The 13,274-nt window shown below is 64.1% G+C and carries 16 protein-coding genes; all 16 read right to left on the reverse strand.

Annotated features, from left to right (window positions below; translation table 11 throughout):
* Nucleotides 1-81: 81 nt before the first annotated feature.
* Nucleotides 82-741, reverse strand: a complete 660-nt coding sequence (locus AC3RCG_RS17810; protein WP_492402806.1) for a DUF2625 family protein — start codon at nt 739-741, stop codon at nt 82-84.
* Nucleotides 742-829: 88 nt separating this feature from the next.
* Nucleotides 830-1,732 (reverse strand): alpha/beta hydrolase, encoded by a 903-nt coding sequence (locus AC3RCG_RS17815; RefSeq protein ID WP_492402804.1) that lies wholly within the window; start codon nt 1,730-1,732, stop codon nt 830-832.
* A 30-nt stretch (nt 1,733-1,762) separates the two neighbouring features.
* The gene (locus AC3RCG_RS17820) at nt 1,763-2,833 is read right to left on the reverse strand and encodes a tetratricopeptide repeat protein (protein WP_492402802.1); all 1,071 of its coding nucleotides are present in this window, start codon (nt 2,831-2,833) and stop codon (nt 1,763-1,765) included.
* 17 nt (nt 2,834-2,850) lie between these two features.
* The gene (locus AC3RCG_RS17825; RefSeq protein WP_492402800.1) at nt 2,851-3,753 is read right to left on the reverse strand and encodes an ExeA family protein; all 903 of its coding nucleotides are present in this window, start codon (nt 3,751-3,753) and stop codon (nt 2,851-2,853) included.
* Nucleotides 3,754-5,532 (reverse strand): pilus (MSHA type) biogenesis protein MshL, encoded by a 1,779-nt coding sequence (gene mshL / locus AC3RCG_RS17830; protein WP_099410233.1) that lies wholly within the window; start codon nt 5,530-5,532, stop codon nt 3,754-3,756.
* A 38-nt stretch (nt 5,533-5,570) separates the two neighbouring features.
* The gene (locus AC3RCG_RS17835; RefSeq protein WP_492402798.1) at nt 5,571-5,966 is read right to left on the reverse strand and encodes an MSHA biogenesis protein MshK; all 396 of its coding nucleotides are present in this window, start codon (nt 5,964-5,966) and stop codon (nt 5,571-5,573) included.
* Complete coding sequence (locus AC3RCG_RS17840) at nt 5,951-6,634, reverse strand: hypothetical protein (protein WP_492402796.1); 684 nt, start codon at nt 6,632-6,634, stop codon at nt 5,951-5,953. The genes AC3RCG_RS17835 and AC3RCG_RS17840 overlap by 16 nt, the downstream gene beginning before the upstream one ends.
* Entirely contained in the window at nt 6,634-7,293 is a 660-nt protein-coding gene (locus tag AC3RCG_RS17845; protein ID WP_492402795.1) for a PilN domain-containing protein, read from the reverse strand. The genes AC3RCG_RS17840 and AC3RCG_RS17845 overlap by 1 nt, the downstream gene beginning before the upstream one ends.
* On the reverse strand, nt 7,290-8,249 hold the full coding sequence (locus tag AC3RCG_RS17850; protein ID WP_070312058.1) for a type IV pilus biogenesis protein PilM: 960 nt from the start codon (nt 8,247-8,249) through the stop codon (nt 7,290-7,292). The genes AC3RCG_RS17845 and AC3RCG_RS17850 overlap by 4 nt, the downstream gene beginning before the upstream one ends.
* 130 nt (nt 8,250-8,379) lie before the next feature.
* Nucleotides 8,380-8,814 (reverse strand): agglutinin biogenesis protein MshP, encoded by a 435-nt coding sequence (locus tag AC3RCG_RS17855; RefSeq protein WP_227741989.1) that lies wholly within the window; start codon nt 8,812-8,814, stop codon nt 8,380-8,382.
* 5 nt (nt 8,815-8,819) lie between these two features.
* On the reverse strand, nt 8,820-9,740 hold the full coding sequence (locus AC3RCG_RS17860) for a prepilin-type N-terminal cleavage/methylation domain-containing protein (RefSeq protein ID WP_121669837.1): 921 nt from the start codon (nt 9,738-9,740) through the stop codon (nt 8,820-8,822).
* Nucleotides 9,737-10,303: a type IV pilus modification PilV family protein gene (locus AC3RCG_RS17865; protein WP_121669838.1), complete on the reverse strand. Its 567-nt coding sequence runs from the start codon at nt 10,301-10,303 to the stop codon at nt 9,737-9,739. The genes AC3RCG_RS17860 and AC3RCG_RS17865 overlap by 4 nt, the downstream gene beginning before the upstream one ends.
* A complete protein-coding gene (locus AC3RCG_RS17870; RefSeq protein ID WP_492402792.1) occupies nt 10,290-10,826 on the reverse strand; it encodes a pilus assembly FimT family protein in 537 nt (178 codons plus the stop codon). The genes AC3RCG_RS17865 and AC3RCG_RS17870 overlap by 14 nt, the downstream gene beginning before the upstream one ends.
* A 138-nt stretch (nt 10,827-10,964) precedes the next feature.
* Nucleotides 10,965-11,468 carry a type II secretion system protein gene (locus AC3RCG_RS17875; protein WP_492402790.1) on the reverse strand — a complete coding sequence of 168 codons (504 nt, stop codon included), beginning with the start codon at nt 11,466-11,468 and terminating at the stop codon, nt 10,965-10,967.
* An 85-nt stretch (nt 11,469-11,553) separates the two neighbouring features.
* Nucleotides 11,554-12,039: a type II secretion system protein gene (locus AC3RCG_RS17880; RefSeq protein WP_070291526.1), complete on the reverse strand. Its 486-nt coding sequence runs from the start codon at nt 12,037-12,039 to the stop codon at nt 11,554-11,556.
* Nucleotides 12,039-13,274 carry a type II secretion system F family protein gene (locus tag AC3RCG_RS17885; protein WP_492402789.1) on the reverse strand — a complete coding sequence of 412 codons (1,236 nt, stop codon included), beginning with the start codon at nt 13,272-13,274 and terminating at the stop codon, nt 12,039-12,041. Before AC3RCG_RS17885 ends, AC3RCG_RS17880 begins: the two co-directional genes overlap by 1 nt.

Below are 13,274 nucleotides of genomic sequence, written 5' to 3' on the forward strand. Positions count from 1 at the left end.
CTGAATCGGGGGATTGAAACGCCATTCCACCGCCTCGGGATGCACATGGCGATGCTTTCAGATATGCCCGCAAGCCCTGCCTCAGCGCGCGTCGGGCAACTTCTGTTGCAGATCAAGGTTGAGCGCCCACTGCTCTTCCACGGCAATGACGCGCCGCGAACTGGTCTTGAGGGAACCCTCTTGCGTCCACAGAAATGGATAAAAATTCAGGCATAGCTCGCCGGGCAAGGGCAATTCGGACAATTCGTCAAAGCCCTCCGCGTCGCCAGGCTGGCGGCCGTAAAACTGCCGCAACTGGCTGGTAAAAGCCCATTGGACAAACGTCGTGAAGCCGATCTCCAGCGCTTCCCACTCCAGCGTCTCGGGAGCCAGGTAATATATATTGCCCTGGTCGTCCCCGAGTGCGCCGCCATTGATGGCAAAAAATCCGCCCAGCACGTCGTCGGCGACCAGCAGAAAACCGTCGGCCTTTCCTTTGTTCCAGGCAGCGATATCCCTGCCCAGCCTGGCATGTCCCGACCCCAGTATGCGCAGCCAGCCGTCATCCACCAGGATGCCCCCCGTTTCATAGGCTATCGCCCCCAGGGGAGAACGCGTGGTGACCTGCAGGCTCAGCAGCACATCCTCCCTACCGGCCGCGGGCGGCAGCAATTCCACCGGCAAGTCGGCCTCGTCGGCCCATTGCCTGATCAGGGGAAACGCCGGGTCTTCACTATCGAGTAATTCATTCAATGTACGCATGTCAGCTGACCTTATCGATGACCGCTTGCGGCGGTCGGAATGTGCACGGCGACGCAGGCACTGTCTGGCGGGCGGCACCCGGCACCGTTCATTTTGCGGACGTCAGATACGCCCGCAATCCATGCGTGAGCACAAAAGGAAACACGCTCGCATGGTCTTCGTCCTCGAACACGCGCAAACGCGTTTTCAGATTCGGAAACTTGCGCGATTTCAGCTTGCCGTCGAATTCGCGCACGTCGGCCACCATGTCGGCGTCTTCCTCGGAGCGCGAACGTTTCTTGCCTGCCGCTAGCTTTTCCAGGCCGCCGATGCCGAAGAACACGGAAGCTGGCAAGTCCTTGTGGCTGGCGGCATACGCCTGCTCGCGGTCGAACATCACGCCGGCGTCGTACCACAGCGACGGACTGCCAAGGATGTAGTGCTCGAAGGTGCGCGGTTCCGTCAGCAAAAATTGCAGGCCCAGCAGACTGCCGTAGGAATGGCCGATAAACACCTTGCGCTGCATATTCACGCGATAGTTACTGGCGATAAAGGGAAACACCTCGCCCGCGATGAACTGGCCATACGCCTTCGCTTCGCCGAACGCCGGCTGCCGCCCCGGCATGTCCGAGCGGTAATCGTGCTTGCGCGGCGTGGTGGGCGTGTAGTCGCGGCGGCGACTGTACACCCCACCGTCGCCGTTGGCGTACGACAGGCCGATCACCACCACTTCTTCCATCCCGGCATGCTTGTTCAGGCGCTGCGCGATATTGCGCACGATGGCAAATGAATAATTGGCATCGACGACGAACAGCACCGGATAGCGTTTATTTCCCTGCCGATAGGAGTCGGGCAAGGCCACATACACCTGGTAGTCGCGCTTCAAGGTTTGCGCATGGATGTCGCGCACTTCCGTATTCTCCAAAACGTAACTGCCGGGGGCGGTGGCGGGGGCGGCATGGGCGCTGTTGGCAAGAAAGCACAGGACGATGAGGAGGCTGACAGGTTTCAAGCTGGCTTCTTTCATAAATGTAATCGCTACTTACTTGGCCGCCGTCAGCTGCACCAGCTTGTGCTCGACAAAGGCCTGCAGCTGTGGCGACAGGGTTTGCAAGCCCTTGGCGCGCTCGAACGCCTGGCGCGCCTGGGTCGGGTGGTTGTCCGCTTGCAAGGCGATGCCGAGACCCATCCACCAGACGCCGTTGTCGGGCGCCGCCTGCAGAGCCAGCTGGTAGTGCTCGGACGCTTCGCGGTAGCGCTGCTCGCGCTGCAGCACGCCGGCCAGGAAGGCGTGGTATTCGCCGCTGTCGGCGGCGTACGGCAAGCTGCGCATCAGGGTGTCGAGGGCCGCCGCGCCGCCGTTGGCCTTGTCCAGCTGCAGACGGGCCAGCATCATCGCTTGCGCCGGCTGTTTCGGGTCCAGTGCCAGACTCAGCTGCAACTGGCGGGCAGCCTCGTCCGGACGCTGCGCTTCGAGCAGCAGGCGCACCAGGGTTTCGCGCGCGCCCTGGTGGCGCGGATCCAGCTGCAGGGTCTGCTGCAAACCGGGCAACGCTTCGGAGACGCGGCCATCCTGCAACTGGGCCAGCGCGCGCCGGTATGCATTCTCCACGCGCTGCTGCGGCGTGACTTGTTTTCCGTCAATGATGCGCTCGCTGGCGGCGGGCGCTGCCGTCCTTACAACGGGCGCAGCGGCAGGCTTGGGGGCTTTTTCCGTGATGCGCCTTATTTCGGCTGGCCGGGCCCTGGCGGGCGCCGGGGAAGCTTCCTCGGCCTGGGACACGGGTTCGGGCTCAACCGCCGGGGCGGACACCACCGGCGCAGGCGCTACGGCGACAGGCACAGGAACGGGCACTGGAACGGGTACCGGAACAGGCGCCGGAAGCGGGTTGCTGGCCACATTCACCAGCACGGGCGGCACGGGCGGGCGCTTCAGGTAGACCCAGCCCAGGGCGATGGCCGCCGCCGTCAGGCCGGCAGCACCGCCGAAGATCAGCGCGCGCGGCAAGCCCCGCTCGCGTTCGGGCACGGAGCGGATGCCGGCCGCGTCGCCGCGTCCATCGGGAGTGCCGCGCGCATCGAGGTCTTGCAACATCTTGTTAATCAGGCTCATCTACAGGCTCATCTTCGTCATCGGTTCAATAAAGTCCAGCTCACGGCGCAGGCGGCGGCCAGCACGCCGGCGCCAGCCAGCCATGGCCAAGGCTTCCGCCACAAGCGCGGCTTGCTGGCCAGGGTATCGCTGGCGGCCAGCGCCACGTGGCGCCCGCCGACCTGCTGCCGCCCTTCGCCATACGCCACCATCAGCGCCTTGTGCGCCATGATGTTGATCAGGCGCGGGATGCCGCCGGAAGCCTGGTACAGCTTGCGCACGCCGCCCCGGCTGAACAGACGCGCACCATCGAAACCGGCCACGCGCAGACGGTGCGCCACATAGAAGTCCACGTCGTCGCGCGACAACGGCCCCAGGTGGTAGTGAAAGGTGATGCGCTGCGCCAACTGGCGGATTTCCGGCAGGGCCAGCTTGACGTCGAGTTCGGGCTGGCCGAACAGCACGATTTGCAGCAGCTTGCGTTTTTCCGTTTCCAGGTTCGTCAGCAGGCGCAGCGCTTCGAGGCTGTCGACGGGAATCGCCTGCGCTTCATCCAGGCACAGCAGCACGCGCTTGCCTTGCGCCGCCAGGTTAAGCAGGCGCAAGTTGAGGGATTTGAGTAGCTGGTGCTGATCCGCATCTTTCTCCAGCAATACATCGAGGTCGTCCGCCAGCGCCAGGATCAGCGATCGGGGCGGCAGGTTAGGATTCGGGATATAGGCCGTGACGAAATCCGGCCCCAGCGATTGCATGAACTTGCGGCACAAAAAGGTTTTACCAGTGCCCACTTCGCCAGTGATCTTGATGAAGCCCTCGCCATTGCGCGCCGCCACCAGCAAGGTGTTGAGCGCCTTTTGCGACTGCGGGCCGTTGAAAAAGAAACTGGTATCGGGCGTGAGGCCGAACGGCGCCTCGCGCAAGCCGAAATGGGCCTGGTACATTTAGCGCCGCTCCGACGGCCGGCGCGGGTCGAGCGCCTCGATGCGTTTGCCCGAATCGAGCAAGTCCTCGTTCCAGCTGTTGGCGCCTTCGACGATGGTGGGCTTGATCAGCACCACCAGTTCGCGCTTCTGGATCACCTGTCCCGTGTTGCGGAACAGCGCGCCCAGCACGGGAATATCGCCCGCACCCGGCACCTGCGAGCGGTCCGAGGTCGTGGCCTGGCGCATCAGGCCGCCGATGGCGACGATCCGCCCATCCTGGCTGCGCACCATGCTGTCCATCTCGGAGGTGCTGGAAGCGGCCAGCGGCAGTTTCAGCGAACCGGCGCTGCCCAGGTCGATTTCCTTGCTGATGGTCGACACCTGGCTGACGGACGGGTGCACGTGCAGGATGATGTTGCCATCCGCATCGATCTGCGGCGTCACGTCCAGCACGACGCCGGAAAAGAACGGCTGCAAGGTCACGTTGGGGCTGGTCGTGGCGCCGCTGGCCGTCGTATTCGTGGTGGTGGACACGCCCGTCACGTAAAACTCGTCCGTGCCTATCTTCAGCACGGCCTTCTGGTTGTTCATGGTGGCGATGCGCGGACTCGACAGCACGTGCACGGAGCCTTGCGATTCCAGGAAGGAAATCATGGCGGCAAAGTTGGCCGTCTGGAACGCCAGGCCGAACATGGAGCCGGCCGCCGTCGCCGCCGAGCTGAGGCCGAAGCCGCTGCTGGCCGTCAGGCCGCTGCCATTCGTCATGTTGGGCGGCTGGCCGCCGTTGAACGGCAGCGGCGCCAGGCTGCCGCCCGGCTGGATGAAGCCCGTCGAGATGCGGTTCGTGTGGCCGCTCTTGATCGAGGCGAACGAAGCCCAGTTGATGCCCGTCTGCGTGTTGTCGTTGAGCTCGACTTCGAGGATTTTCGCTTCGAGGATCACCTGGCGGTCGACGGACAGCTGCGTGGCCTTCAGGTACATGTCGACGTTGCGCAGCTCTTCCGGCATGGCGCGGATGACGATCACGCCCGACTGCGGACTCAGCACCACTTGCCGGCCGCCCTCGGTGCTGCCGACGATGGCTTCCAGCGCCGCCTTCAATTCCGGCCAGAAGTCTGCCGTGGACGAGGTGGTGAGGTTGCTGCTGTCCAGGGTGCGGCCGCCCTGGCCGCCATTCGTCTGCTGGTTCTGCTCGCTATTCTGGTTGTTGCCCTGGTTGCCATTGCTGCCCGAACCGCCCGAATTGGTCGAACCGACCGAGCCCACCGAGGTCGACGACACGCGCAGGTTGGAACTGCCCCTGCGCGCGCCCGTCAGGTAATTGACATGGAACAAGCGCGTCTGCATGGTCAGGGGCTTGATGTAGATCTGCGTGCCTTCGACCTTATAGTCGTAGCCGTACAGCTCGCGCACGGCGTCGAGCGCCTGGAACAGGGTCACGTCCTTCAGGTTGGCCGAAATCGTGCCGCCGATATCGGGATGGACCAGCATGTTGTAGCGCGTGCCGGCCACGATGGAGGTGAAGAACTGGCGCGCCGGCACATTGTTGAAGGCCACGTTGAAGCGCTCGTCGAGCGCGGCGCGGGCCTTCGGCAATTGCTGGGCCAGGGCCGCCACGGGCGGCAGCAGCGCCGCTTCCACGGCATCGGGCTGGGCTGCCGGCGTGGTGGTGGCCGCCGCGCCCTTGACGGCGTCCGTAATTGCATTATAGGTGTCGCGCTTGACGGGCGCGACATTGCAGCCGCCCAGGCCCAGGCTGACGCTGACAAGCGCCGCCATCGTGCTGATCTTGAACATGCTCGCCTTGTGTTGATTGAATTGCTTGGCCACTTCTTCTACTCCTGCTTGCGGTCGGTCTTGCTGTCGGTCTGAGGCGGTATCTTGCTGCCCGGGTACAGCTTGAAGGTTTCCAGTGTTTTGCCACGCCGCAATAATACGGCCGTGTCGCGGATCTCCGTCACCACGGCGTCGCCCACCTTGCTGCCGACCTTGACTGTCTGGCCATCGATGACGGCGAGGCGGCGGCCGCCCGGCTGGGTGGAGATGAGCACCGATTGCAGGCGCGGCTGCGCGGGCGCGACGGGAACGGCGCTGGCGGGCGCCCACAGGGCTGCGGGCGGGCGCGTGGGGTCGTCCAGCGCCTGCGCCTGCACGCCGCTGCAGGCCAGGCACAGCGCCAGGAGCGGCGCCCAGCGGCGCGGCGCGCGGCCGGCGGTCACAGTGCGATCCATGTGTCATCCATGCTGAGGGTATATAAAGTCAGGGTCAGCGTCGCTTGCGGGTAGGTTTCGGCCTCCAGGCGGGCCTGGCCCCAGAAGACCCGCGTCGGCATCGCCTGCAGCGCCTGCATGTACTGCAGCATGTCGGCATAACTGCCCTGCAGCACCACTTCCACGCCATGCCGGTGCAGCAGGGGCGCCGGGGCGCTTGCCTTGGCGGCGCCGTCGCCGGACGCTGCGGCTGCCGGGGAAGCGCCCACGCCACCTCCAGACAAGGTTTTCAGCGCGACCACACGCAGGCCGGCATGCCGGCGCAGCAACTGTTCCAGCAGCGCGACCATGCGTTCGGGCGCCACCAGGCCGTGCTGCTTCTGGCGCAGCTGCTCTTTCATTCTCGTCCCTTCCGCCAGCAGGGCCGCCAGACGCGCGCGCGCATTCTGGTCCGGGTCCACTGCGTGCGCCAGCATGGTCAGTTCGATTTCCTTGGCGATCGCTGCCTTCTGGTTTTGCTTTTGCGCAATGCTCGCATGCAGCGCCGCCCGTTTCGCGAACAGCGGATTAAAGAACAAAAAATAGAAGACGAACAGGAGCGCGGCCACGCCCGCGCCGAACAGCATCAGCCGCTCGCGCCGGCTGAGGGCGTCGAAGGCAGCGGCCCATTTTTTCAGCAAGGGCTGCATCAGTGTTTTCCTCCCGCTGCCGCGGCGGACGCCGCAAGCTGACTTGATGATTGCAAGCTGAAAGTCACATACGGCGCCGCCGGTGCCTTGCCTTCGGTGACCGCCGGCACCGGCGGCTGGCCGATGTCGAGGCTGGCGAAGCTCTTGCCTGCCAGCATATCCTGCTGACCCAGACGCGTGATATACGCGGGCAGCAGCGACGCGCGCAAGGCGCGGCCCTGCAAGCCGAGTTCACTGCCGGCACCGGCGATATTGATGTTCGTCAACCATACGCCTTCCACCCTGGCCTGCGCCAGCGCGCGGAAATAGCCGGCAAAGCCCTGGGTATTGCCCAGTTCGCCACTGGCCAGCACGGCCGACGCATCCAGCAGCAACTGGCGCTGCGCCTCGGCTGCCGCGACTTTCTGCGCCAGCGCCGGATCTTTCTTGCGTGGCGGAAAATCACGCAAGGCCTGGTCGCGCCTCGCCTCTTCTTTTGCCAGCGCCGCCTGGACATCCGCGTCCTGGCGCTGCAGTTCCGTCAGCGAGCGCTGGCCCAGCACGCACAGCAGCAGCAAGCCCAGCGCCAGCGCACCGAGGCAGGCGCCGGCGGTGCGCGCCGACATCTGGTGGGTCGTCTGTTCGAACTGGGGGTTGAACAGATTGATCTGCTGGCTCATGCGCCCTTCCCTTCGCTCTTGCCCGGGAGCATGCCCCCCTCGCGCAAGGCCGCGCCCAGCGCCAGGAAGTAGCGCGCCTGCATGTCCGGCTCGCGCAAGGCGGCAACCCGGGAAAAGTCAAACACCTGATTCAGGTCCAGCCGTTCGACCGGCATGTACAGATTATCGGCCAGATAGCCGTGCAAGCCATCGCTGGCGCCCGTCATCAGCATCAGGCGCGAGAGCGAAATGAAGTGGAACTGGCGGTCGAAGTGGTCGAACGAGCGCTGCAGCTCCAGGGTGACACGATCGTAATACTGGCTGGCGTCGGGAGAGTGCAATTGCGGCAAGGTCACATCGATGCGGCGCGCCTGGTACAGCTCGCCATTGAAACTCATGGTCAGCAAGCCGCCGTCGCCATCGAAGGACAGCACGGCGATGCCGCGCCCCGGCGTTTCCAGCAGGGTGGCGATATTGCGCTGCGCCATTTCCGGGATATCGATCACGGACAGGCCGATCTTGCATACGCCATACAGCCCCTGGCGCCGCGACACGGCGCTGTTGCGCGCGGCGACAGCAAACACGCTGCTGCCGCGCTGGGTGCCGTTCGGGTCGCCGGGGATGTCGAACACGTCGATGGTGGCCTCGGCCAGGGGAAAGTCCAGCATGTCCTTCAGGCGCCAGCCCACGGCCGTCTTCAATTCCTCGCGCGGCACAGCCGGCGCCTCCAGCGACAGCAGCTGGTACTCGCCGCCGGCCAGCACGGTACTGCAGTGGCGCGCCGCGGCCTGCAGTTCCTTGCCCAGCTTTTCCAGCACCTCGGCCGACGCGGGCCGTTCCGCCGCCTGGTAACTGGCGCACAGCACACGCGGCAGGCCGTCGGCGGGACGCTCGACAACGACGGCGCTGACACCTTCGCGGCCAAACGCCGTCGCCAGCCAGCCATCGTATTTTCTTGCTCTTGCGAATAAACCCATGCGAACTATCCAGTGTAAGTGCCTGCCCGACTTGTCGCGCAGATAATGCATCAAGCCAATTCTAATTCATGAAACCAATTTTGTTGTGTAAAAACAATAAATTAGCGATCTTTTTTTCAAGCAGTTGACCTTACTGCGACAGCACGGCCTGCAGGCGGCGCTGGACGTAATCGGGGTTGTTGCCCGCGTGCGGACATAACGGCTCGGCCGCGGCCGGCTGGTTGCAGGACGTGGCCGTGATGGTCCAGCTGCTCAGTGTGCCCGGACCCGTGGCCTTGACGCACTGTACGCTGACAGAAAAGGAGGACAGCGATGTGCCTGCCGGCAAGGCAAACGACACGGAAGGAGCGCAGTTTCCATCGATCAGCTGGCTGTACACGCCCCACTCGATGCCGGCGCGCGCGGCCTGCTCGGCGCGCACGCCCTGCACGTCCATCGCCGATTCAACTTGCTGCAGGGTAAACACGTTCACCATCACGGCGCCCAGCCCCGCCAGCACCACCAGCAGGAAGATGGCCGTCACCAGGCTGAAGCCGCGCATGCGGCGGGAGGGAAATATTCTCATGGCGCTCATGGTGTGTTACTGACCTGTACCTGCTGCACCAGGCGCAGCGTGCCGGTATTGCTGTTTTCCGCGCCGAGGCTCAGGACGATGCTGAGCAGGCCGCGCGGCCCGTTCTTCAACACCTCATAGGTAAAACAGCCTTCGGGGGGAGCCTCTGTTTGACCAGACCGCGTCACCGTGTTTTTCAGGATTTTTTGCGCCAGCAGTGCGCGGACGGGGGCCGTTAACAAAGGCGCCGCCGCCGCATCGAGCGGCTGCGTCGCCTGGATGACATAGCCGGAATAACGCATCAGGGTACCGGCCTGCGGATCGCAAACATAGCTGACAGGCGTCGTCACCACCTGAAAACGGTGCGATGGCGAGGGGAACTTCAGCGGCGCCTGCGCGAGGAAGGGATTGCTCTTCAGGGTCACCAGCGTGCCGCTGACGGCATCGACCTGCGCCAGATTGCAGATGCCGGCGTTGACGGCACAGCCGTAGGCATCCGGCAGGTTGTCGCCCATATTGTAGACGGCGATAAAGTCGCCGGGCGCGATCTCCGGCGCGCTCCCGACGACGGTAAATTGATTGGCGTTCGCGCCGGCGGCGACGGGATTGAAGGCCAGCACGGCTCCGAGACCCGGTGCATCGTCCTCGGACAGGTAGCGGCCGCCCGATTTCGTCAACAGCAACTCCAGGTATTTCCCGTCCGCGCTGACGCGCACGCTGTTCGGCAGGGCAAGGCGCACGTCGCGCGCGATGCGCCGCGTGGCGGTATCGGCCAGGTCAGCCAGGTCGGCGCGGGCATTGGCATCGATATAACCTTGCACGGGCAGGCGGATGAACATGGCCACCATGCCGCCGATGATGCCCGTGATGACGATCACGATGATCATCTCCACCAGGGTAAAGCCGCGCGCGCGGCGCCGGAAAGAAGAGGTATTCATGGGATGCTGTTCGGCGCGTAGCGCGTGCGATAGCCGTCGAGCACGACCTGCTGCTTGTCGCCATAGGCGACGCTGACCTGGATATGCAGCACCTTGGGCGCCGCGATGCCGTTCAGCGCAACGGTATTGATGCTCACCGTCGCCGCATACTGGCCGGCAAGCGCTGAGAACGGGTTGCCGGCCACATCCGTGGTGTATGTCGAGGTTCCGCCGTCGCTGGCCACGTAATCATTGACGTTGTCGTAAGGCCGCTGCGTGGTGGCGCCCTGTATGCCAAACGCTTCCTTCGTGGCGCAACCGGCCTCGCCGGTCGCCGTCTCGGCTGCCGGGTCATCCACTGCGCAATAAGTGAAGCGCGCGCCCTCGATTTCGTCGAGCATGCCTTGCGCAATGGCCAGCGCCTGCTTGCGCAGCTGCGGGTCGACGCTATTGCGCGTCGTCAAGCTCATCACGCCAAGGATGGCCGTCACCGCCACGCCCACGATGACGATGAAGAGCACCAGTTCGATCAGGGTCACGCCGGCCTGGCCGCGCCTGGCGGCACGGCGCCTAGCGGTACACATAGCCGGTCTCCGGTGCGACGTTGACCTGGTATTGCTGCCCGCCCGCAACCACGGTCAGCACCAGGATAGTGGAAAAATCGCCGTACGCCGCGTAATACGGGCGCCCCAGCGGGTCAAAGTAAAACCCCGCGCCGCCCGTCAGCGTAACGGCCGCAGGCCATCCTTCGCACAGCCAGTTGCTCCTGTCGCTGCAAGCGAGCAGTGTTTCCTTGCTGCCGCTGTTCGTGCCGGCGGGCGGCACCACCTTCTGCGCAGCGCTGCAAGCGGCGTCGAAGCACAGCGCCACGCTTTTGCCGTCGATGCGCACAAACACGGGACGGTTTTGCGCCACCGCAAGCTTTTGTCCATAGCGCACGATACTCGCCACCTGATCGCTGGTACTGCGCGCATCAAAGGCATCGCGCTGGAAAAACCGCGAAACGGCAAACGTGGCCAGCAGGCCGGCGATCACCAGCACCGCGACCAGTTCGATCAGCGTGAAGCCGCGCGCGCGGCGCCGCAGCCTGGGCCGCGAGAGCGTCATACGTTGCGGCAAGGTGGTCGATGGCAGGGACAATGGCAATACCCGTAAAAAAGCCCAACCGGCATGGCCTGGCGTTGGGCGGGCGGAAAACATGGCGTGGCCATGCCGGCTTGCCGGCATGGCAGCTGCACGCCCGGATTAGCTGCAGTTGGCCGAGGTCAGGGCCGTCGCGTCAACCACCGCCGGCAGGACTGGCGTGGTGCCTGACGCAGCCACGGCAGTCGTATAGGTCACCTTGCAACTTGTATGCTTGTTATCAGGCAACACCGTCAGCACGGTTCCCGTCGCCGCAACGGTGGTCGTATCGTAGTCAACCAGACCGCCTGCCGCCGAGGCGATGCCAGGCGATGCGATGCCGGGGTAGCCGCTGATGCCCTTGATGTCCGTGCCTTCCATGTTGACGGCAACGGCGTCGGCAGGCGAACCCTTGACCAGCCATTGTGCGTGGAACAGGGCCGAACCGGATTTCAAGGCGCCCGCTGCCGCCTGCATCTTGGCGATGCGCGCATCGGTCGACATGTCGACGAATTTAGGAATGGCCGTCGCTGCCAGGATACCCAGGATCACGATGACGACGACCAGTTCAATCAGGGTAAAACCCGCCTGGGCGCCGCTTTTCATACTACGTAAGGATTTCTTCATACCAGCTTCTCCAAAATCAAATAAAAACATCAAAACCAACGCCATGAAACGTGCGCTGCACGGCACGCCGTTGCAGCGCGTCAGGCTATTTCCACACCACAATATCGGGTTCCTGGACGAGCTTGTCAATATCGGCGTCTGCACCTGGCAAGATTACCTTAAATTTCACTGCATCAAGCTCTGAACCGGGAAAAATATTGCCATTACTAAACAAATAGATGATTTTTTGTTCTTTTCTGTCGTACAACCAATTCCCGCCGGGTAATTCATCGAGCACGGGGGCATCGAATTCGCCCAGGTAGTTGGCTGGCTTGTCGGCCAGCCAGTCGAACGGGTTTTGCCGCGCCAGCGCCGGTATGCGCGCACGCCCGTCCGCCAGGTACAGCTGCAGCACCTGCACCCGCAAGCCGGTGCGCAAGGCCCCCAGCGTCTGCGCCATAGCCAGCTGCTGCGCCTGCTGCTGGTAGTAGCCGGCCCGGTTCAGGAACACGCCCACGAGGATGGCGAACACGCTTGCCACGACGGCCAGTTCGAACAGCGTGAAACCGCGCTGGCGGGCAGGCAGCGCCATCAGTGCAGGGCCGCGCGGCCCAGGTCCCAGATCGGCAGGAAGATGCCCAGCGCCAGCACCAGCACCATGGCGCCGAGGAAGACGATCAGGATCGGCTCGATCTGCGCCGACAGGGTTTTCAGCTCGTAATCGACTTCGCGCTCGTACATGTCCGCGATCTCGTCCATCAGGTCGTCGAGCGAACCGGACTCCTCGCCCACAGCGATCATCTGCAGCACCACGGGCGTAAACACGCCGGCCGCCACCGAGGTGCGCAGGATGCTTTCGCCCCGCTCCACGCCGTCGCGCATCTGCTCCACGCGCGCGCTCAGGTAGGTGTTGTCCACCGTTTGCGCCACCACCGTCAGCGCCTGTACGATGGGCACGCCGCTGGTGCTCGACAGGGCGAAGCTGCGGGCGAAGCGGGCCATCGTGCCCTTCAGGATGATCTTGCCGGCAATCGGCAGGCGCAGCTTGGCGCGGTCCCATTTATACAGGCCCTCTTTCGTGCGCAGCCAGGCGCGCCAGCCGAAAAAGCCGCCCACGCCCAGCATCAGCAGGATGGGCCAGTAGGTCACCGTGAAACGCGAGGTGCCGATCAGGAAGCGCGTCATCAGGGGCAGTTCCGCGTGGAAGCTGGCGAACACTTTTTCGAACTGGGGAATGACGAAGATATTCACCACGATCATCGCGGCGACCATGGCGAAGACGACGAAGCTCGGGTAGCGCGTGGCCGACTTGACGCGCGCGCGCATGTCGCGGTCGAATTCCAGGTGATCGAACAGGCGCAGGAACACTTCGTCGAGGCGCCCCGTCATTTCGCCCACGCGCACCATCGACAGATAAAACGGCGTGAAGATGGCGGGATGGCGCGCCATGGCGGCCGACAACTCGCGCCCCGCATCGAGCGATTCGCGCACGTCCTTGATGATGCGCCCGAACGCGGGGCTGATGGCGGATTCCTGCAGGCCGGCCAGTCCCCGCATGATGGGCACGCCCGCCTTGAGCAGGGTGTACAGCTGGCGGCTGAACAGCTGCACGTCCATGGGCGTGACTTTTTTCTCGGTCAGCTTGTCCCACCAGCCCAATTTGCTGGTGCCGGCGCCCGCCACCGTCTGTTTGGTGACGCTGATGTCGACGGGCGTACTGCCGCCCGCCATCAACTGATCGGCCACGGCGCCGCTGTCGGCCCCTTCCATCACGCCCGTCAGCAGTTCGCCGTTGGCATTGCGCGCCTTGTAAGCAAAAAACGCCAC

The organism is Janthinobacterium sp. GW823-FHT01H08 (genome assembly GCF_058797855.1).